The sequence below is a fragment of the Streptomyces thermoalcalitolerans genome, from assembly GCF_039525155.1.
Classification (GTDB): Bacteria; Actinomycetota; Actinomycetes; order Streptomycetales; family Streptomycetaceae; genus Streptomyces; species Streptomyces thermovulgaris.
On record NZ_BAAAHG010000077.1, the window covers coordinates 1 to 20,080 of the forward strand.

The 20,080-nt window shown below is 72.5% G+C and carries 17 protein-coding genes and 2 pseudogenes; 8 read left to right on the top strand and 11 right to left on the bottom strand.

Annotation, left to right across the window (positions count from 1 at the left end):
• Positions 1 to 205: 205 nt before the first annotated feature.
• Positions 206 to 667 carry a PPOX class F420-dependent oxidoreductase gene (locus ABD224_RS27215; RefSeq protein WP_344054587.1) on the bottom strand — a complete coding sequence of 154 codons (462 nt, stop codon included), beginning with the start codon at positions 665 to 667 and terminating at the stop codon, positions 206 to 208.
• Positions 668 to 895: 228 nt separating this feature from the next.
• The gene (ribA, locus tag ABD224_RS27220; RefSeq protein ID WP_086793682.1) at positions 896 to 1,555 is read right to left on the bottom strand and encodes a GTP cyclohydrolase II; all 660 of its coding nucleotides are present in this window, start codon (positions 1,553 to 1,555) and stop codon (positions 896 to 898) included.
• A gap of 38 nt (positions 1,556 to 1,593) precedes the next feature.
• Between ribA and ABD224_RS27225 the strand changes: the two genes are divergently transcribed.
• Positions 1,594 to 2,376: a creatininase family protein gene (locus ABD224_RS27225; protein WP_344054590.1), complete on the top strand. Its 783-nt coding sequence runs from the start codon at positions 1,594 to 1,596 to the stop codon at positions 2,374 to 2,376.
• 200 nt (positions 2,377 to 2,576) lie between these two features.
• Here the strand turns inward: ABD224_RS27225 and ABD224_RS27230 are convergent.
• The 5 genes and pseudogenes from ABD224_RS27230 to ABD224_RS27250 form a co-directional block, all read right to left on the bottom strand.
• Positions 2,577 to 3,551 (bottom strand): annotated as a pseudogene (locus ABD224_RS27230) (lysylphosphatidylglycerol synthase transmembrane domain-containing protein); the annotation flags it as partial.
• The gene (locus tag ABD224_RS27235; RefSeq protein ID WP_344054592.1) at positions 3,548 to 4,597 is read right to left on the bottom strand and encodes an SAM-dependent methyltransferase; all 1,050 of its coding nucleotides are present in this window, start codon (positions 4,595 to 4,597) and stop codon (positions 3,548 to 3,550) included. The gene ABD224_RS27235 and the pseudogene ABD224_RS27230, both read right to left, overlap by 4 nt.
• A gap of 197 nt (positions 4,598 to 4,794) precedes the next feature.
• A complete protein-coding gene (locus ABD224_RS27240; RefSeq protein WP_344054616.1) occupies positions 4,795 to 5,970 on the bottom strand; it encodes a glycosyltransferase family 4 protein in 1,176 nt (391 codons plus the stop codon).
• Positions 5,971 to 5,984: 14 nt separating this feature from the next.
• Positions 5,985 to 6,383 (bottom strand): 6-pyruvoyl trahydropterin synthase family protein, encoded by a 399-nt coding sequence (locus ABD224_RS27245; RefSeq protein ID WP_344054594.1) that lies wholly within the window; start codon positions 6,381 to 6,383, stop codon positions 5,985 to 5,987.
• A gap of 257 nt (positions 6,384 to 6,640) precedes the next feature.
• Positions 6,641 to 7,618, bottom strand: a complete 978-nt coding sequence (locus tag ABD224_RS27250) for a zinc-dependent alcohol dehydrogenase (protein WP_344054596.1) — start codon at positions 7,616 to 7,618, stop codon at positions 6,641 to 6,643.
• A 109-nt stretch (positions 7,619 to 7,727) separates the two neighbouring features.
• On the opposite strand from ABD224_RS27250, the gene ABD224_RS27255 reads away from it, so the two are divergent.
• The gene (locus ABD224_RS27255) at positions 7,728 to 8,594 is read left to right on the top strand and encodes a CDP-alcohol phosphatidyltransferase family protein (RefSeq protein WP_344054598.1); all 867 of its coding nucleotides are present in this window, start codon (positions 7,728 to 7,730) and stop codon (positions 8,592 to 8,594) included.
• A 253-nt stretch (positions 8,595 to 8,847) separates the two neighbouring features.
• Here the strand turns inward: ABD224_RS27255 and ABD224_RS27260 are convergent, their stop codons facing one another.
• Both ABD224_RS27260 and ABD224_RS27265 read right to left on the bottom strand, forming a co-directional pair.
• Complete coding sequence (locus ABD224_RS27260; protein WP_344054600.1) at positions 8,848 to 9,051, bottom strand: DUF397 domain-containing protein; 204 nt, start codon at positions 9,049 to 9,051, stop codon at positions 8,848 to 8,850.
• Positions 9,048 to 9,839, bottom strand: a complete 792-nt coding sequence (locus tag ABD224_RS27265; protein WP_344054602.1) for a helix-turn-helix domain-containing protein — start codon at positions 9,837 to 9,839, stop codon at positions 9,048 to 9,050. Before ABD224_RS27265 ends, ABD224_RS27260 begins: the two co-directional genes overlap by 4 nt.
• A gap of 317 nt (positions 9,840 to 10,156) precedes the next feature.
• On the opposite strand from ABD224_RS27265, the gene ABD224_RS27270 reads away from it, so the two are divergent.
• The 3 genes and pseudogenes from ABD224_RS27270 to ABD224_RS27280 all read left to right on the top strand — a co-directional run.
• On the top strand, positions 10,157 to 10,627 hold the full coding sequence (locus ABD224_RS27270) for a DUF2000 domain-containing protein (RefSeq protein WP_344054604.1): 471 nt from the start codon (positions 10,157 to 10,159) through the stop codon (positions 10,625 to 10,627).
• Between the two features lie 347 nt (positions 10,628 to 10,974).
• On the top strand, positions 10,975 to 11,541 hold the full coding sequence (locus ABD224_RS27275) for an ATP-binding protein (protein ID WP_425581066.1): 567 nt from the start codon (positions 10,975 to 10,977) through the stop codon (positions 11,539 to 11,541).
• Between the two features lie 176 nt (positions 11,542 to 11,717).
• Positions 11,718 to 11,867, top strand: a pseudogene (locus tag ABD224_RS27280) (IS701 family transposase); the annotation flags it as partial.
• Positions 11,868 to 11,980: 113 nt separating this feature from the next.
• Here ABD224_RS27280 and ABD224_RS27285 read toward each other — a convergent pair.
• Positions 11,981 to 12,661 (bottom strand): macro domain-containing protein, encoded by a 681-nt coding sequence (locus ABD224_RS27285; RefSeq protein WP_344054606.1) that lies wholly within the window; start codon positions 12,659 to 12,661, stop codon positions 11,981 to 11,983.
• A 128-nt stretch (positions 12,662 to 12,789) separates the two neighbouring features.
• Between ABD224_RS27285 and ABD224_RS27290 the strand changes: the two genes are divergently transcribed.
• On the top strand, positions 12,790 to 14,409 hold the full coding sequence (locus ABD224_RS27290) for an ADP-ribosyltransferase domain-containing protein (protein ID WP_344054608.1): 1,620 nt from the start codon (positions 12,790 to 12,792) through the stop codon (positions 14,407 to 14,409).
• 295 nt (positions 14,410 to 14,704) lie between these two features.
• On the opposite strand, the gene ABD224_RS27295 is transcribed toward ABD224_RS27290, so the two are convergent.
• Entirely contained in the window at positions 14,705 to 18,514 is a 3,810-nt protein-coding gene (locus tag ABD224_RS27295; RefSeq protein WP_344054610.1) for a CHAT domain-containing protein, read from the bottom strand.
• A gap of 79 nt (positions 18,515 to 18,593) precedes the next feature.
• On the opposite strand from ABD224_RS27295, the gene ABD224_RS27300 reads away from it, so the two are divergent.
• A complete protein-coding gene (locus ABD224_RS27300) occupies positions 18,594 to 18,986 on the top strand; it encodes a hypothetical protein (RefSeq protein ID WP_344054612.1) in 393 nt (130 codons plus the stop codon).
• 37 nt (positions 18,987 to 19,023) lie between these two features.
• The gene (locus ABD224_RS27305; protein ID WP_344054614.1) at positions 19,024 to 19,950 is read left to right on the top strand and encodes a hypothetical protein; all 927 of its coding nucleotides are present in this window, start codon (positions 19,024 to 19,026) and stop codon (positions 19,948 to 19,950) included.
• Positions 19,951 to 20,080 lie beyond the last annotated feature (130 nt).

The following is a 20,080-nucleotide window of genomic DNA, read 5'->3' on the forward strand; positions in this document are numbered from 1 at the left end:
GCGGCGAGGGGCGCCCGCCGGTCCGGTACGGGCGGCCGGCTGACCCGGCGTGGACGGCTGCCGGCCTGCCCGGGACAGCGGCCGGCCTGCCGGGGGCGGCTGCCGCGGCCCGGCACAAAGGAGGCCGTGCGGTGCCCGGCCGTGCGGCGCCCAGCCGTGGCGGTGCGAGCGCCCGAGGGCCCGCCCGTCGCACGCCTCGGCCGCCTCAGCCGTCGTTGGCCCCCTTCGGGATGCCGTACGCCCGCTCCACCCTCAGCCGCAGCACCAGGCGGCGGTCGCGGACCATCGCGGCGCGGTAGTCGTCCCAGTCGGGGTGCTCACCGTTGACGTCCCGGTAGAGGCGGATCAGTTCCTCGACGGTCTCGTCGTGCGGGTCCCTCGCGACCGGGGAGAGGTCGGCGGTGCCCTCGACGACCGTGTAGGCGCGCCGGTCCGGTGTGGTGACGTGGTAGGAGGCCCGCGGGTCCCGGCGCAGATTGCGGGTCTTGGCGCGGTCGTCGGTGACCGAGACACGGATGACCCGCTCGTCGGGACAGTAGGCGTGGGTGACGTTCGACAGCTGGGGCCGGCCGTCCCGCTTGAGGGTCGCCAGCACTCCTCCGTGCTCCTCGGAGAGCAGCGTGAGCAGGGCGTCCTGTGCGGGGTCGTGCGTCGCGTCCTGAGGCATGCCGTTCCTGTGTACTGAGACGGGAGTGAGTCCTGCGTCGGAAGTCATGCCCCGAACAGCTGCAAAACACCCCCCGTCCTCACCGGAAACCCACTGAAGACCCACCGGGAACCCCACTGGAGGCCCATCAGGAATCCGCTGGAGGCCCGCAGGAACCCGCCGAGGACCCACCGGGGACGCGGCCCGGGTACGGATCGTCCGCGCCCGCGCCGCCCCGGACTCTCGCGTTCAGGACAGGTGGGCCACCGCGTCCAGGTGGGGCAGGTGGTGGTCCAGCCGCTCCCGCTTGGTGCGCAGATAGGTGATGTTGCTCTCGCACGGCGGGATGAGCAGCGGGACCTGCTCGGCGACCTGGATGCCGTGCCGCACCAGCGACTCGTGCTTGCGCGGGTTGTTGGACATCAGCCGCACCGAGCGCACGCCCAGGTCGCGCAGGATCTCGGCGGCGACGCCGTAGTCGCGGGCGTCCACGGGCAGGCCGAGGGCGAGGTTGGCCTCGACGGTGTCCAGGCCCTCCGCCTGCAGGGCCATCGCCCGCAGCTTGGCGAGCAGACCGATGCCCCGGCCCTCATGACCTCTCAAGTAGACGACGATGCCGCTGCCTTCGGCGACGACCGCGCGCAGGGCGGCGGCGAGCTGGTCGCCGCACTCGCAGTGCTGCGAGCCGAAGGCGTCCCCGGTCAGGCACTCGGAGTGCAGCCGGACCAGAACCCGGTCGGTGCCGATGTCCCCATGAACCAGGGCCACTTGTTCGTCGCCGCGGTCGTGGTCCATGTAGCCGATTGCCTCGAATTTCCCGTACACGGTGGGCAGCGGGGCATTCACGACGCGTTCCACGCCTGTACGCCGGGGGGACTTCTTGCCGAGTACGCCGAGGTTTTCTGTCATGATCTGGTTCCTAAGCAGAGACGAAAGGCCGGAAGACAATGAGTGGTTCGGAAACGCGGCCGACGGCACATGGTGTGTTGCCGGCGGACACGACGCAAGACGTACGGACGCGGGCGGCGGACCTCTCACGGCAGGTGGCAATCCTGCCGGTGGGCAGTTTCGAACAGCACGGCCCCTTCCTGCCGCTGGCGACCGACACGCTGGTCGCCTGTGCCATCGCCCGTCGGATCGCCGACGCGTACCCGGTGCATCTCCTCCCCCCGGTGACGATCTCGTGCTCGCACGAGCACGCGGCCTGGCCGGGGACCGTCAGCATCTCTTCCGTGACCCTTCATTCGGTGGTGCGGGACATCGCGGATTCACTGCGCCGTTCCGGTGTCGAGGCCCTGGTGGTCGTCAACGGACACGGCGGAAACTACGTGCTGGGCAACGTGGTTCAGGAGTCCTCCGCGCGTGGTGAGCGCATCGCGCTGTTCCCTGCCGTGGAGGACTGGGAGACGGCCCTCGAGCGGGCCGGGGTGCGCTCCACGCTGCTCACCGACATGCACGCGGGGGAAATCGAGACCTCCATTCTTCTGCACACCCACCCGGAAATGGTCCGGGCGGGATACGAGGACGCCGACCATGTGGCGGACGACCGCCGCCATCTGCTCACCGTCGGAATGTCCGCCTATACCGAATCCGGCGTCATAGGCCGCCCTTCCCTGGGCTCCGCGGAAAAGGGGAAGGAACTGCTGGACAGCCTCACGGCTTCCTTCGCTCCGTATTTCTCGCTGCTCACGTCACAGGACGGAAGGCTCCCGGAGAGCGGGCGGGCGTAGCCTCCGTGGCCGCCGTGGCCGCCGTGGCCGCCGTCGGATGCGCCGCGGAGGGCCGGGCCGGGTTCCGGGGCCGTCGCGGCGGTGCGGGCCCCGGCACGCGTCCCCTTGCGCCGGCGGGCGACGAGGACGAGCGCACCCGGCAGGCTCGCCACGAAGCACAGCACCCCGTACACCATGGCCGTGGCCAGCCCTGTGCTCGCGCCGAGCCCGGCCGCGCCGAACGCCCAGGCGGTGGCTCCCTCGCGGGGGCCGAACCCGCCGACGTTCAGCGGCAGTCCCATCGCGAGCAGCGCGAGAACCGCCAGCGGGAGCAGCACGGGCACCGGGGCGGCGGAGCCGGCGATGCGCGCGGCGACCACGAACATCGCGAGATGCCCGGTCAGGACGACGAGCGAGGACAGGGCGACGCCCGGTCCGTTGCGGCGGGAGAGCAGTCCCTCGCGCGCCTCGCCGAGCACACGGCGCAGGACCCGGCCCCGGCGGGAGGACGCCCGGTTCATGCGCAGGGCGAGGACGACGGCGAACGCACCGACGGCCGCGAGGGCGAGCAGCGGCACGAGGTGCCGGGCCTCGTCGCGCACCGGCGACGGCAGCGTGAGCAGGACGACGACACCGGCGGCGGCGAGGGCGATCTGCCCGGCGGTCCGTTCGAGGACCACGGCCCGTACGCCGCGTCCCAGGTCGCCGGCGCTCTGCCCGTGCCGCACCGCCCGGTGCACATCGCCCAGGACGCCGCCGGGCAGCGCCGCGTTCAGGAACAGCGAGCGGTAGTAGTCGGCGACGGCCGGGCCGAGCGGCAGCCGGATGCGCAGGCCGCGGGCCACCAACTGCCAGCGCCAGGCGCTGAAGACGGTGGTGACCAGGCCGATGCCCAGTGCCGTGAGCAGCGCGGGCACATCGATCCGGCGCAGCCCCTCCAGGAAGGCGCCGGTGCCCAGCCGCCACATCAGGGCGACAAGGACGACGGCTCCGGCGACGGTTCCGAAGTGGGTGCGCACCGCCGGGGCGTTGAGACGGGAGAGCAGCACGCGCAGCGCACGTCCACGGCCGGCCGCCCCGGTCGCACCGGACGCCTCGGTCGCACCAGCCGCACCGGACCCGCCGGCCGCCCCGGCCGCCCCGGACTGTCTCGCCTCGGTCCGCGGGACGGGCACGTCCACCGCCTGCACACTCATCCGGCACCGCCGGTCGGCCGGGACAGCGCCAGCAGGTCGCTGTGGTGGACGACGACCCGCAACTCCCCCGCGGCGCAGGCCTCCAGGCGCTCGGCGAGGTAGCGGTCGGCGCGCGGCTTCAGTTCGGGGCGCTGCTCGACGGCCGCGCCGACCCAGCCTCGCAGCCACTGGGCGGTCAGTTCGCGGTGCTCGGGGCCGAGCCGCCAGGGGCTCGGGTAGGTGTGCACGGTGGCGCCGTGCGCGGCGAAGGCCTCGCAGGCCGCGCCGACCGCGTCGGGGCCGAGCAGACCGGAGCGGCGCTGGTGGTCGTTGAACGCCGCGGTGAGCTCGGCGTCCAGCGGGTCGGCCGGGGTGAGCTCGACCCGGCCCACCACCGACAGCGTCAGCAGCGCCGGGCACCCGGCCCCGGCACAGGCGGCGGCAAGGGTGTCGACCTCCTCGCGGGTGAGCACGTCCAGCAGGGCGGAGGCCGTCACCAGCGACGCGCCGGTCAGGGCGTCCGGGGTCAGCCGGGCCACGTCGCCGCGCCGTGTCTCCACGGTGACCCGGCTGCCGTCGGCGGCGGCGCGCGGGGCGGCGACGGCGGCGAAGTGCAGCAGGTAGGGGTCGCGGTCGTGCAGGACCCAGTGCTGGGCGCCGTCCAGCAGGGGGGCGAGCCAGCGGCCCATCGAACCGGTGCCGCAGCCGAGGTCGTGCACGACGAGTCCGCCGTGCCGGCTCGGCAGGTTGGCGAGCCTGATCCGCAGGGGGTCGAGCGAGTCGGCCGACCGTGCGGCGGCGTCGGCCGGCTCCCTGAGCCGCAGCCACTCGGGGGCGTACCGGGGCGGTTCCTCGGGCTCGCCCTCCCTCAGCCGCAGGGTGGGCCGTTCCCCGGGCCGCTGTGCGGGCCCGGCTCCCGGGATCACCTCGAAGCCCTCGGAAAAGCCCCCGGGGCCGGCGCCGGCCGCGCCGTGGGGTTCGCGGCCGGCGCCGGGGACTGCGGGGCGGGGCTCCGGGGAGGCGGTGCCCTGCGGGGTGTGCTGCGAGAAGACGGTCGCTTCGGCCATGGCCGACGGTTCCTTTCCTGCGGTCCGGGACACCGCCGGGGCCGACTGCCCCGGCGCGGCCGTACCTGCTGTCTTTGTCCCGTCCCGCGGTGCGCCGTCCGCCGCCTCGTCGGCGTCGTACGGGCCCGGCCGGGACGGGACTGCGCCGCTGGGGCGGTCGGTTCCCGTGGGGGGAGTCTGGGTGGTCGCCGTGCTGCTCATGCCGCCCTCCGGGGTTCCTCGGGCAGCCGGCCGAGGACGCCGGCCAGGCTGCGGGCGGTGTTCGCCCAGCCGTTCAGCGCGGCCCGGCGGCCCCGGGCGGCGGCCTTGAGACGGCGCCGTACGTCGGCCTCGCCGAACCAGCCGCGCAGTTCGGCGGCGAGGGCGGCGGGGTCCTCCGGGGGGACGAGAATGCCGGGCACACCGCCGTCGGGGGCGCGGCCGACCGCCTCGGGGATGCCGCCGACGTCCGTGGCGATCACGGGGATGCCGCGTGCCAGGGCCTCGGTGACGGCCATGCCGTAGGTCTCGGCGTAGGAGGCGAGGACCATGAGGTCGGCGGCGGCGTAGCTGGCGTCGAGTTCGGCTCCGGCCCGCGGTCCGGCCAGGTGGAAACGGTCCTGCAGGCCGTACTTGGCGATCAGCTCGCGCAAGTGGGCGACATAGGCCGGGTCCTGGGTGAGCGCGCCGACGCAGGTGCAGGTCCACGGCAGGTCGGTCACCGTGGCCAGCGCCTCCACCAGCCGGTGCTGCCCCTTGCGCGGGGTGACCGCGGCGACGCACAGCAGCTGCGAGATCCCGTCGGTGCCGGGGGCGAGCGGCGCGATGTCGGCGCCGGGGGCGGCGGCGTGCACCCGGTCCGGGGCGAGCCCGTGGTGGGAGACGAGCCGGCGGACGGCCCAGTCGCTGGTGGCGATGACGGCGGGCACCGCCCGCAGCACCTCGCGTTCCCGTGCGTCCAGCTCCGCGGCCACGGCGGGGTCGAGTCCGGTCTCGTCGCCGAGCGGCAGGTGCACGAGGACGGCCATCCGCAGCCGCCCCGTCTCCGGCACGACGATCTCGGGGACGCCGCAGGCGACCAGCCCGTCGAGGAGGACGACGGCACCGTCCGGCAACTCCCGCAGGACGCGGGCGAGTTCCGTACGGGCCTGGGTTCCCGGCCGGGGCCAGCGGCCGTCCACGGGGTGGCCCTGGACCTGCCAGCCGAAGCCGGGCAGGTCCAGGCTGACCCGGCGGTCGTAGGCGTTGCCGCCGCTCGGTGTGGCCGGGTCGTCGACGCCGCCCGGCAGGATGAAGTGCACGGTGCGCAGGGACATGGGGATGATCCCGGAGTTCTCCGTGGCCGCGCGCGGGGCGGGCACATAGGCGAGGGACGGGGCCCGGCTGATGGTCATGGCAGTCGATTCGGTCACAGCGCACGCTCGTAACTCGCCCAGGCGATGTGCGACTCGTGGAGTGTCACGGTCAGGCTGGTCAGGCCCTTGGCGTTCTCGCCCAGGGCTCCCTTGTGGACGCGTTCGGCGAGCCGGTCGGCGATGACCTTGGCCAGGAACTCCGTGGAGGTGTTGATCCCGGCGAACTCCGGCTCGTCGTCGAGGTTGCGGTAGTTCAGCTCGCTCACGACCGCACCCAGCTCCTTGGTGGCCAGCCCGATGTCGACGACGAGGTTGTCGTCGTCCAGCTGCTCGCGCCGGAAGGTGGCGTCCACGAGATACGTGGCTCCGTGCAACCGTTGCGCGGGCCCGAAGACCTCGCCGCGGAAGCTGTGGGCGATCATGAGGTGATCGCGGACAGTGATGCTGAACAACGGACGACCCTCCAGGTGCGGCACGTCTGGCTCCTCCGGCTGGTCCCTGCCGGGGGACGCCGTGTAGTACGGCTCTTCGCCCCCCGTTGTTCAGCCGTCCTCCACTCTTTTCTCAGGTCAGGCGCTTCCGCCTCCCCGAACGGCCGCTTCTGCCTCTTCCCAGGCCGCACATCCGCCTCTTCCCGCCCTCTTCTCGTCCTCTTCGCGTCCTCCTGGGACGGGCACGTGCGCCGTACGGCGTGCGCGGCCAGCCGCGATCACTCGGCGTACCTGATCCGGTGGCACAGCGCCGGGATCTCCCCGGAGGCGAGCCTCGGCATGACCTCGGGCAGCTCCTCGAACGCGCTCTCCCCGGTGATGAGGGCGTCCAGCGCGGGGTCGGCGAGCAGCTCGAGGGCGAGGGCCATCCGGTCGGCGTGGCTGCGGCCGGCGCGGCGGGCCGGGGAGAGGGTGCCGACCTGGCTGCTGCGGACGGTCAGCCGGCGGGAGTGGAAGGCCTCGCCGAGCGGGAGGGTGACCCGCCGGTCGCCGTACCAGCTCAGTTCGACGACGGTGCCCTCGGGGGCGAGCAGTTCGAGCGCGCGGGTGAGCCCCTGCTCGGTGGCGCTGGCGTGCACGACGAGATCGCACTCGCCGAGCGCGTCCTCGGGCAGCGCGAAGCCGACGCCGAGCGCGTCGGCGATCCCGGCACGGGCGGGGTCGGCGTCCACCAACTGCACGCGCACCCCGGGGAACCGGGCCAGCAGGGCGGCCACCGAGCAGCCGACCATGCCGCCGCCGACCACGGCGACACGGTCCCCGATCAGGGGCGCGGCGTCCCACAGCGCGTTCACGGCGGTCTCGACGGTGCCGGCGAGCACGGCCCGTTCGGCGGGCACGTTGTCGGGCACGCGGGTCACGGCGCCGGCCGGGACGACGTAGCGGCTCTGGTGCGGGTAGAGGCAGAAGACGGTCTGCCCGGCCAGGTCCTCGGGGCCCTCCTCCACCACACCGACGTTGAGATAGCCGTACTTCACCGGCCCCGGGAAGTCGCCCTCCTGGAACGGCGCCCGCATGACGGTGTGCTGACTGGCGGGCACCTGTCCCCGGAACACCAGCGTCTCCGTCCCGCGGCTGACTCCGGAGTACAGCGTCCGGACGACCACGTCGCCCTCCGCGGGCTCAGGAAGGTCCACCCGACGTATCTCGCCGTGGCCCGGCGAGCTCAGCCAGAAGGCGCGGGCGGATTTTTTCATCGGGGACCTCCTGAACGATCGGGAAGTTGCTCACGTACCGAGATGTGCACAGGCCGCGGACAAGGTACGCGGCGTTGATCGACTCTGTCACTCGGCCGGAGGATGTGCGGTGGCCCTGAACAACCATGAGGACGCAAGGCTGGTCCAGCAGGAGACCGCGGTGGGAGCGGGCATACAGATCCTGTTGCTGGCCCTGCTCGGTACGGCGACCGGCCTGGGGCCGGCGGGCTGGGTGACCGGCCTGGCCTTCGCCATCGCAACCTGGGCGCTGCTCTCCCGGGCGCTGCACCGGGCGCGGCTGCGCTCCTTCGGCGCGGCCAACCGGGTCACCCTGAGCCGGACCGTCCTCGTCGGCGGTGTGACGGCACTGGTCGCGGACTCCTTCGACAGCGCACCGCCGGTGCCGCTGCTGGTGGGCCTGACGGCGGTGGCGCTGTTCCTGGACTGCGTCGACGGCAAGGTGGCCCGCCGCACGGGCACCTCCACCGCGCTCGGCGCCCGCTTCGACATGGAGGTCGACGCGTTCCTGATCCTGGTGCTCAGCGTGTACGTCTCGACGAGCCTCGGCCCGTGGGTGCTGCTGATCGGCGGCATGCGGTACGCCTTCGTCGCCGCCGCCCGCGTCCTGCCCTGGATGAACACCCCACTGCCGCCGAGGATGGCGCGCAAGACGGTCGCCGCGCTCCAGGGCGTCTGCCTGCTGGTGGCCGCCTCCGGCCTGCTTCCCCTGGTGGCCAACCTCGGTGTGGTGCTGCTGGCGCTGGGCCTGCTGGTGTGGTCGTTCGGCCGGGACGTGCTGTGGCTGTGGCGCACGGAGCGGGCGCGTACGGCTGCCGCCGCCGAGGCGGGTGCGGTGCGGGAGGTCTCCGTCACGCAGCCCGTCGCGGCCACGGTCGCGGCATCGGTCGCGGCCTCCGTCACGGCCCCTGCCGGGGAGCCCGTCGAGGCGATGCTGGGAGCCGCTCAGGCGGTGTGACGTTTACGAACGACGCAGAAGAGCCGGCCCGGATCATGGGGGATGTGACCCGGGCCTTTCCTGTGTCCGTGGCCCTGACCGCCACGCTCGGGGCGATCCTCGCCGAAGCCTGGCGGGCGTGCGCACGCAAGGCCTGATCACCGCCCCTTACAGCAAAGGTGGACGCTTCCTCGGGAGAAGCGCCCACCTCGCGAGCCTCCGTACGCTTCCACGTGATCGCCCATGAAACGGCGAGCTCACGGCGACAGCAAGCTCACATCGCCTCAAGCAAGGCCACCCACGCAGCCGGGCCGACCTTCAGCACGGGCCCACCCTGCGCCACACACTTCGAGTCCCGCACGTACACGCCGACAGCCGTAAGGGCGACCTCAACGCACTCACCACCCGACCCAGTGCTGTAACTGCTCGTGCGCCAGGACAGGTTGGTCGGGCCGTACGTCGCGTCTTCCGCGTTCATAGCTCTCCCAGCATCTTTTCGAGGAGCCCCAGCGACTCGCGCGGGGTCAGGGCCTGAGCACGCAGGATGCCGTACTGCTCCTCATACTCGCGCACCGACCTCCGCTCGCTGAAGAGTCGGCTGTCGTTACGCGCCTCGATGTATGCGAGCCGCTGCCCCTTCTGCGTCTCGTACAAGGTGAACGGCCCGTCGAGTGCGGCGTGTTCCACACAGCCGATGGGCATGATCTGCACAACCACGTTCCGCTGCTGCGCGCGCAGCAGAACCTCCTCCAGCTGGCCACGCATGACGTCCCACCCGCCGAGTGGCCTCCGCAGCACATGCTCCTCGATGACGAAGCTGATGGTGGGAGGTGGTTGACGATCGAAGATCACTTGCCGAGCAAGGCGCGAACTCACACGCTGGTTGACGGTATCGGGGTCCAGCAGAGGCAACCACATCTCGCAGACCGCCCGCGCGTATTCCTCGGTCTGCAACAGGCCGGGCACGGCCTTGCCGGCGTACACATGCAGCTCGACCGCCTCCGCCTCCAGCTTCGCCGCATCCCGGAAGAAGGCGGGATACCTCGCCCGCGCCACCTCTTCCTTCATCACCATCAGCAGTCCGCCGGCGTCCAGCACCGCGTCCGCCCGGTCGATGAACTCCGGCCTGGGGATGCGCCGCCCCAGTTCCACCGATGTGATCATGTCCTCGCTGTACCCGAGCTTCGCGCCCAGCTCCGCCCGTGTCAGCCCCCGGCTCATCCTCAGCAGCCGCAACTGCTGCCCGAAACACCGGAGGAAGCCCATCTCGCCCTCACCATGAGCCGTCACCGGTGACCTCACCTCACCCACCCGTGCAGAGGCGCCCGCCCCGCGCCTCGTCGCAGGCACCCGACCGACCGTCACTTCCGGCTCACTCTAGGGAGGCTCACCGCGGCCTTCGCACCGCTTCGAGCCCGTTTCCCTCTTACCGGGGACGAGCACCCGCCCTCCCACGTCCAGGCCCCGCCTGTACATCCACGCCCACGCGCTTCACCGCCACCCCAGGAATACCGTTGAGCGGCGACCCTGGGATGCCCGATGCTGACCATCAGTCACTTACTGCTGCAGAGTGAGGATTCACCGTGCCCGATCCGCTGCGCCTGACCGTAGAGCCGGCCGAAGTCGACACCGACTACAAGTTCGTCGTCGCGCTCAAGGCCAAGCTCCCGCCCGGCGTGGCAGCCAACGCCGCCTCGCACCTGTGCCTGGGCCTGGTCGCCAAAGCCGCTGCCGAGCGGCCGGAGCTTCTGCCCCGCATGTCCTTCCTGGAGTTCCCCGACGCGGACGCCGGACGGCACGCCCCGATCTCCGGCCTCTCCCTGGTCGTCCTCGAAGGCCGCCCGGCGTGGCTGAGGAGGCTGCGCGGCGAGGCGGAAGCCGCCGGTCTGCTGTACACCGACTTCACCTCGGCGATGACCGGCGGCACCTACGCAGACCAGCTGGACCGCATGAAAACCACTCCCGAGGAGTCTCTCGACTACTACGGCCTGGCTCTGTTCGGGCTCCGCACCGAACTGGACCCGCTGACCAAGAAGTTCTCCCTACTGCACTGAGCCCGGCCACCCCCGCTGTGCCGACTCCCAGGGCCGGCAGACCGTCTGGGTCAATTGGACGTCTCTTCCCGTGCTCATGCCCTCCGCCGGGCGGGACCACCTGCCGGAACGACACCCACACCCCATCCGGCACCCACCGCTCCACCGGCTCCGTCCTGCACGGCTCACCAAGCGATCACACCACCGGAAACGACGTATTGAAACCCCCATTGGGTCAATAGCCTTGCTCGTCAGCAGAGTTGACGTCCCTCAACCCAGCCGTGCACCGGCACCCCCTCATGTACAGCCCGCTCCCGTACAGCCGTCACCGCTGGTGACACGCCAGTCGCCGCCGCCAGGCTGGCCGCATGCACAGTCCTTCCCCTCAGCGGCACCGGCCAGTCTCCTCCGGTCCCGTCTCCCCCGCCGAGTTCGCCATGGCGTTCACCTCGACCCCGCGCGGTGCCCGTCTGGCCCGCCTGTTCGTCGCGCACTGCCTGGACTCCTGGGGCCACCCCTACGACAGCGACGTCAACGAGACGCTGAGCCTGATCACCGCCGAGCTGTGCGCCAACGCCGTACGGCACGGCCGGGTGCCCGGGCGGGACTTCCACGTCCGTCTGACCGCCGAGGAGGACGGGGCGCGGCTGCGTGTGGAGGTCTCCGACACCCGCGCGGAACGTCGGCCCGCCGTCACCACCCCCACCGCCCCCGATGCGGAGTCCGAGTCCGGCCGCGGCCTGCTCCTCGTCGCCGCCCTGGCCGACGACTGGGGCGTCACCGACCGCCGCGTGGGGCCCGGCAAGACGGTATGGGCGGTGGTGGGCACCGCGCCGCACAGCCGGTCCGGCGCCCTCCGCCGGGAACCCGCCGGACCGCCCCGCCGGCCCGCCGCCGGGTCCGCGGCAGTGGACGCCCCGGTCAAGCCCGCCTAGTACTCCAGCAGCACTTTGACGTTTTCCCTGTTCAGGGGCGGTTTGGGTGAGTGTAGTGGGCTGGTTGACGGCCCGTGTTCTCCTTCCCGGACCGCCCCTCGATCGTGTGCAGCCGCCGCTGACAGTGGCAACAGTCCGGGCAGCCTCCCGGCGTGATCGACGAGCGTGCAGTTGAAATCTGGAACGACGAGCTCGAGGAACTGTTCCTGCGTACCGGCCGCCGCTTCAGGCGCGTCGAGCCTCGTCGTGGGATGCGTGACTACATCCGTGGACTGCTGGGCCCGGTCGGCCGCAAGAACGGCCGGCAGCTGGCAGAACGCGGCCATCGCCGCATACATCCGCCGGCGCAATGCCCGCGCCGAGCCGAAGACAACCTTCGCACCCGGCTCACCGATCCGTTCATGGACCGATTACCCGGCCAAAGCTGCGTGACGAGCCACTAGGAACGGCGGGACGTGCCGCGCGCGGGCGGCGCTATGCGCACCCGCTGCTCCTCGGGGGCGTTCTCGATGTCGTCGAGCTGGGCGACGATCGTGCTGCGCAGGTCGTCGTAGTCCTCGAACGTGTGGTCCTGGAAGAGCGTGTAGCCGCTCCACATCAGGTTGGCGCACACCCGGGCGGGGACGCGGCCGGTGCGGGCGCCCATGCCGACCAGCGCGACGGAGGTGATGCTGCCCGGCGCCTTCGCGTTCTGCCGGTGGATCGCCTGGAACGCGGCGGCGCACGCCAGGGCCACGTTCAGCGTCTCGCTGACGTTCTCCGAGGACGACTCCATCGTCGGCGTCGAGATCAGGAACTTGGGGTTGGTCGCCCCGGAGAGGACGCACACCGCGCTGCCCACCGGGAGGCTGCCGGCGAACTCATCGCGGATCGCCTGCTGGACCCGCAGCTGGATGCCCGCGCCGAGGTGCCGCTTGATGGCGGCGTCGACACCGCCGTCCATCCGGCCGCGCGAGTTGGTCGGGCTGACCCAGGCGTCGACCTTCTCGTCGAGGATGGAACCCTTGCGGATCTCGATGCCCGGGGTGTCGGCGAAAGCCGCCCGCCAGGCCTCCACCACATGCGTGTTGACGTCGGTCAGCACAACCCTCAGCGGTGCCTGTGCACGGTTCACGGTCATGGTGCACTCCCCTGTGAGAAACGGTCTTCTTGCCACCGCTCACGACGCTAGTGCGCCCCACTGACAACGCCGTTGGGAGCGGCCGCGGCGAAGTCCCGTTGTCACACCCCGCTGTTAGCCTCCCGGCCATGATCGACGCCAATGCCTCCACACAGCCCGACCCGAACGACCCGCTGGCCCTCGCCGAACTGTTCAAGGGCGGCGGCGAACCCTGGCTGCCGTTGCTCAAGCCGGTCATCGAGGCACAGCCGGACGCGGCGGCGTTCATCGGTCCGGGCCGCGGCCCCGACGTGGTGCCCGTCCGCGAACTGACCTTCCAGGCGCTCAAGCCCAACCCGCCGCACAAGTGGAAGGTGGTCGTCTTCGGGCAGAACCCGTACCCGCGGCCGGAGAGCGCCACCGGCATCGCCATGTTCGACAACACCTTCCACGACTGGAAGGACAGCCAGTTCGGCCGGGTCGTCAGCATCCGCTGCATCATCAAGGCCGCGGCGATGTGGAAGTACGGCATACCGAAGAAGACCCCGATCGCGGACATCCGCAAGCTGCTGAAGGAGAAGGACACCGTTCAGCCGCCGGAGTGGTTCCAGGCGATGCTGACCCAGGGTGTCCTGCTGCTGAACGCGGCTCTCACCGCCAGCAGCGACGGGCCGCGGGGCGCCGAGCCGCACACCGCGTTCTGGCGTCCGGTCGTCGAGCGGATCGTCGAGGAGATCCTGAAGGCCAAGCAGGACGCCGACGAGGAGGACCGCGGTGTCGTCTTCGCGTGGTGGGGTGCGCACGCCCGGAGCCTGAAGAAGGTCGTCCTCCAGCTCCAGAAGAAGTATCCCGGCGTCGACGTCCGGCACATCGACCACGCCAATCCGGCGGCGCAGGGCGACATCTTCTGCGACGGCGACCACTTCGCGGTGGTCAACGACGCCCTCGCGTCGCTGGGCACCGACACCGTCGACTGGCTGCCGAGCAAGGGCTGGGACAGGGCTGCGGCGGACGGCGACGGGGCGAACGGCGCCCTCGCCAAGCGCATGGGCGCGTTCATCACCTCCACCATGGAGCTGCACCAGCTGTATCTGGAGCGGCTCGCGAGCGTCAGGGACGAGGGTCTCGTCCTGCCCGCGATCACGGGCGTGTTCGACACACCTCTCATGGACTTCCAGGACGCCATCGCTCCGGTCGCGAAGGTGCTGCCGGGCCTCAAGGGGCACATCGAGCGTTCGCACGAGTTCGGCAAGATGCGGGCGGACGAGCCCGAAGGGGCCGGCCTGTCCGCGGAGGCGATCGCCGCCCTGTACCTCTACACCTGCGAGTCCGCGTTCTACCGGGAGCTCAACGCCGTTCTGCGCTCTCCGGACCGCAGCAGGCTGGTCCCCTATCTGCCGTATCTGCGGCTGCTGTTCGCGGCGGTGTCGCAGCTGCCCACCCGCACGGAGCCGCTGTGGCGCGGTGTGCCGCTGGACCTGCGCTCGCAGTACCCGCTCGGCAAGACGGTGACCTGGTGGGGTGTGTCCTCGTGCACCTCGGAGCCGAATGTGGCGCGGGCGTTCCTCGGCAGCCGCGGCAAGCGGACGCTGTTCGAGGTGGTGCCCTCGCGGGCCGTCGGCATCCGCAGTTTCTCCGCGTTCACCGGCGAGGAGGAGTTCATCCTGCTGCCGGGCACCCAGCTCAAGGTGACGGAGGTGAAGGCCGGGCGCGGCGGGCTGTGCACGGTGCGACTGACCGAGGTGGACGGGGAGCCCCTGGTGTCCTGACTGTCCTGAGCGCCTACCGCGTCAACCCTGGTGGCCAGGGCGGGGCACGGGCTTGGACCTGGGCTGGGGGGTGTCGTTTGGATCAGGCCGGCTCCGATGGGCGGTGCCTGGTGACCGGGGTGAGCGGGGTTCGGTGCGTGCGGATGCACGGCGGAGAGAGGGATCGAGGAAGGGGCCGACGCGGAGCGTCGGCGAGTGACGACAACGCGGCTGGGGGTGCCCCCACGCCCGTCCAGGGCAGTGGGGGAGCGCGTGCCGAACCCCGCGACCTGCGACATGATCCAAACGACACCCCCTAAGGACCCGCGTGCACCTGGCAGGCCCACAGGCTCGGGGTCTGCGGGTAGGTGTCGCGCAGGGTGCGTACGGCCCGGTGCAGGGCCTCGGCCGTGCGGGCGACGTCGAGGGTGCCGTCGCCCGCGTTCAGCTCCTCGTACACGCGGAACGCGACCTCGGCCCCGATCATGTCGTCGACGTGCCACAGTGCACCGATCACATGGGGGAAGCCCGCCATCTGGAAGGCGCTGACGATGTGGACGGCCTCGTCGGCGAGCTCGGAGCTGGTGCGCAGCGTGGCGCAGGCCGAGAGGTAGGCGAGCCGGACCGACGGCAGCCGGAGCCGGGCCAGGTCCCGGACGGTCAGCGGGCGTTCGGTGTGGTCGTGCAGGACGAGCCCGCTGCCGGAGGGGTGCTCCAGGTCGCTCAGGGCGTGGCAGGCGAAATGCACGTGGGCGTGGTGGTGCAGGGCGGAGACGACCGCGGAGTGGGTGGCGGAGGTGTCCGCCAGCAGTGTGGCACCGGGGAGCATGCGGGCCAGGTGCTCGGCCTCGCGGCGTGCGCCCGGGAGTGGTGCCTGTCCGGTGGCGTGCTCGACGCCGACGACGAGGGTTCCGGTGCCCGCCGGGCGGGCGGCGCGCAGACGGGCGTGGTGCAGGGCCCGCAGCGTCGGCGTGTACGAGGAGACCACACGGTCCAGGGCACCGGGGGCGCCGTCGGCGGGGGCTGCCGCGTGCAGGGGCAGCGTGCCCAGCAGGCCGCCGGGCGACCACCACACGCGGGTCGCCGCGGGGAGGCGGTCGAGGACCGGACCGGTGACCGCCCGCCACAGCCAGGCGAGGGTTTCCCGTACGTCCTGCTGGGCGCGCTGCGCCTGCTTGCGGGAGGTGCCCGGTGTCTCGATGCGGACCAACGCGTCCTGGAAGGTCCGCCGGCGCGCCGCCGTCGTCTCCGGGGCGAGGTCCGGCAGCGGTACGGCGTCGATGGAGTGCTCGGTGACGATCAGGGCGTCACTGCCGTACGGGGAGACGTTGACCAGGACCACCGGGCCCTCCGCGGCCGTCGCGCGCAGCTCGCTCTCGTCCCAGTCCCGCACCGGACGCAGCAGGCCCAGTCCGGGGTGCTCGGCGCGGATCCGGTCGGTGAGCTCCTGCCACTCGGCGGCCAGCCGCTGCCGGAGATCGGCGCGGGCCTCGGGGCCGGACGCTCCTTCGCCCGGCAGTTCTTCCGGTGGTTCCTCCGGCAGCTCCCGGTCGCCGGTCGCCGTGTCGAGGGCGTCCCGGAGCTCCTCGAAGCGGGCGGCGAGGGCGGGGGCGGTCTCCCGGAGCCGGGTCAGATCGCTGTCGGCGTCGAAGGCGTGGGAGAGGATCACGCCCCTGGCCTGTTCGAGCAGACCGACCGCGAGTCCGGGCCGGCCGCAGCGCACCGCGCAGGCAGCGGCGGCGGCGCCCAGTCCGGTGGTCCGGCTCAGCAGGAACTCCTGGTCGTCGCGGACGAGGTGGCGGGGTGCCACGGCGTGCAGCAGGTCGACGGCCACCATGTAGCCTTCCAGCGCGCGGTCCCACTCGCCCAGCTCCGCCCGGATCTCGCCCCAGGCCGCTGCCGCGCCCAGCCGCGCGAAGGGCGCGCACTGCTGTTCCAGGGCCGCTTCCCGGAAGATGCCGGCGGCCTCGGCCAGGACGGCCCGGCGGCGACGCGGGTCCAGGGCCAGGTCGTACAGGGCGCTGCCGAGGGCGGCCAGGCGGAGCGTGCGCATGGGGTGGCCGGGCGGAGTGACCTCGACCGCCCGGCGGCACAGTGCGACCACCTCGCGCCGGGCGGCCGACGACAGCGGGGTGCGTGGGTGCGCCTTCCTCGCGTCCGCGGCCATGATCAGGGCGGCCGGCAGATCAGGCGAGTTCGCGGGAAGTGCCGCGATCACCGCGTCGGCCAGCTCGCGCGCCTCACGGACCTCGTCGGCCCGCGATGTCCGCAGGCCACGGGTCAGCAGGGCCATGGCGAGGCGGTACCGCCGACGGGGCAGCTGCGGGTCGCCCTCCGGGGTCAGGGCCAGGGCTTTTCTGAAGAGCTCTATGGCCTGGTCGAGCTGGGCGTCCGGATCGGCGGCGCGCTCGAAGCCCGTCAGCAGGCTGATCGCCATCGAGCTCAGCAGCGGAGCGCGGTGGGCGTGGCCGAGGCCGGGCAGCGTGAGGGCCCGCTGCCGGCACTCCCGGGCCTCCCTCAGGTCCTCGCCGTCCCCGGTCAGCCGGTGGCGCAGATTCAACGCCGCGCCGAGGTTGAGCAGCCGTACTCCGAGCATCCCGTGTCCTTCGGGGGTGAGCGCCACCGCCTCCCGATGGGCCGTCACGGCTTTGTTCAACTCTTCCGCGCTGCCCGAACGTTCGTAGCGGGCGATCAGTACCCGGCCCAGATAGCCGAGCGCCACGGGACGGTCCGGGTGGCCCGGCGGCAACAGCGCCTCGGCCTCCAAGGCATCCGAAAGGAGGCGCAGCGCCTTGTCCAGGTCCCCTCTGTTCGCCTCCGGGTCCCGTATGTAGCGGTTGTACAAGGCTGCCGCGGGGGTGATGACGAAGGGTGAGGGCGAGGCTCCCGCCGTTTCGGTGGATGCGGTGGCGGGGGCGATGAGGCCGAGCGCCGCGTCCAGATCGGCCGAGGCTCCTGTCACGACGGAGTGGAAACGCAGGGCGTTGCCGAGGGCATTGCGCAGGGCGGCCCTCTCCCCCGGTGTCCGTGCCGCCCGGAGCGCCTCGTCCAGCACCAGGACCGCCTCGTCGAGGTCCTCCACCCGGCCGGTGTGCTGCGCCCTCAACAGGAGTGCCATGCCCAGGTCGTGGCCCGCCCACGCGGGCCCCTCCAGATGGCCGGCGAAGCCCCGCCGGCACAGGTCCACCACTTCGTCGCACTCCTCCGCCGTCGCTCCCTCCGCCTGCCGCAGAAAAAGCAGGGATCGCCCCAACGCACCCAGCGCATGGACCAGGTGCGGGTGACCGGGCGGCAGCTGGGCCACCACGTCACGGGCGATGCCGACCGCCTCGTGCAGGTCCTCGGCGTCGAGCGACTTCAGGTGGCGCTCCAGGAGCCGGCGGCCCAGACCGTCCAGGGCGAAAAGCCGTGCGGGGGAACCGGCCGGGGCGCGCTTGACGGCACCGTGGATGAACCGGACCGGGTCCGCGTCCGCCAGGTTCCCGAACGGCCAGGTCGTCCCGGCGCGGGCCACGGCGCGGGACACCTCGTCGAGCCGGCCCGCGAACTGGGGATCGTATTCCCAGGTCGCGAGGACGGCGAGGCTGCCGCTCCCGATCGCGCTGACGAGCAGGGCCTCACGGGAGGGGGTCGTCGCGGCAAGCGTCACGGCCATCTCATGGAGCCGGAGGGTGTCCTCGGAGGCGTCCGGCGGCGGGGTGTGCTGCCGTCCCTCCGCCGCGATCAGGGCCGCGGCGCACAGGGCCGACCATTCGGCGGGACCGTCCGCGTTCGCCGGGTCCGGGCGGAGGGCAGGGTCGGCGGACGCGTAGGAGGCCGCCATCTCCGGAGGGACCGACGCCGGGTCGGCGGCCCACACCGGGAAGAGCAGCGCCCCGGCCATGGCCCCGTGAACGGCGCCGTGCTCCCCGGTGCCGGCGGCCATCGCTCGGAGGACACAGAGCCAGCCGGCCGCGTGCCGGGCCTCCATGTCGGTCTTCGGGTCGGTGGTCCGCAGCAGGCCCTGGAGTTCGGCATCCGTGCCGGGGCCGAACACCACGTCCGCGGCCACACCCCCGTCCGCCGTCACGGCCCGGCCGAGGCGCGCGTGCATCGCCCGCAGGAACCAGTCCCGGTCGTATCTCACCCCGCCACTCCCCCGTCACAGACGTCGACGGCGTATCAACAGGCTCTCAACTCTGCCTGAAATACGGCACACTTGGACCATGACCGCATCTCCCTACTTACCCCGGCTCGACAGGGCGGCAGCGGCGTTGTGCGCCCTGCTCGGCTCACCGGAGGACCTGCGGCTGCCCGGGGTCCGGGAGGCGGCCGAGCGTGCGCGCGACCTGCTGCGGTCGGGTGCGGACGCCGATGAACTCGCGGCCTGCTACCGCGACCTGGACACGGCGTTGCGCCGGAACGGGGACGCACGCGGGCTGCTCGGCGCGTCCAGGGGCGCGACGGCCCCCGGCATCGCACCCCACATCAAGGTGGCCGTCTGCCCCGGGGAGAACTCCTGCGCCCGCGTCGAACGGGCCCGCGACCTGCTCCCCGCCCCGTACTGCGCCGTCCACGGCACCCCCATGCGCAAGAGCCGCCTGGGCTCCGCACCGTGACCCCGCCCCCATGAGCTCCCCCTCACCCCCCTGGGCGATGAATTCCCTTCTCACCACCCTGGGCGGCAAACTCACCGAACGCTGGCTGAACCTGCTGGTCCTCCCCGGCGCCCTGTTCCTTGCCGCCACCGCCGTCGGCGCCACGCTGGGGCACCGCCACTGGCACGATGTCGACCGGCTGCGCACCGCCCTGGACGACCTCGCCGCCCGTCCCGCCCTGGACCGCACCGGCACCGCCGCGCTCCTGGTCGCCCTCGTCCTGCTCACCGCGACCGCGGCCTCACTCGCCGCGCAGTTCCTCGGCGGTGCGATCGAGCGGTGCTGGCTGCGCTTCGGCCGGGACCCGTTCTCGCGCGCCAGGACCGCGCGCCGGACCCGCCGGTGGCGGGAGAGGGACGCGAAGCTCACCGAGGCCATCGGACACGCCCACCGCACAGGCACCGGACCTGACGGCGCGGTGATGATTCCGGGCAGCGCTCTGGCGCGGATCCAGGCCCTCGCCGAGGCCCGCGACCGCATCGCGCTGCGCGAACCGGCCCGCCCCACCTGGTACGGCGACCGCATGCAGGCGGCGGCCGACCGCGTCGAGGCCGCCTACGGCGTGGACCTGGCCGTCCTCTGGCCGCGGCTGTGGCTGATCCTCCCCGAACCCGCCGTACGCCAGATCCAGTCGGCCCACGACTCCTTCAGCGCCGCCGCCCGCCTCGCCGCCTGGGCCGTCGGCTACGCCCTGCTCGCCTGCTGGTGGTGGCCGGCCGCGCTGGCCGCCGCCGGCTGCGCCGCGGTCGCCCGCTCGCGCGCCCGGACCGCCCTGGACTCCCTCGCGGGCCTCATCGAGGCCGCCGTCGACGTCCACGGCCGCGAGCTGGCCGCCCGGGTCGGCCTGATCGCGCCGGACGAGCCGGGACGGCTGGCCCGCGACACGGGGGACGGGATGTCGGAGGTGTTCAGGAAGGCCGAGTGACGACCGGGTGCGACCAGACGCGTCACCAGCCGCGCACCAGGCACGTACGGGTGGTACGGCGCGGGCACGGCCGGTTCCTGATGGAGGCCATGTGGATGTACTGCAATCCGCTGGTACGGCGGCTGAAGGC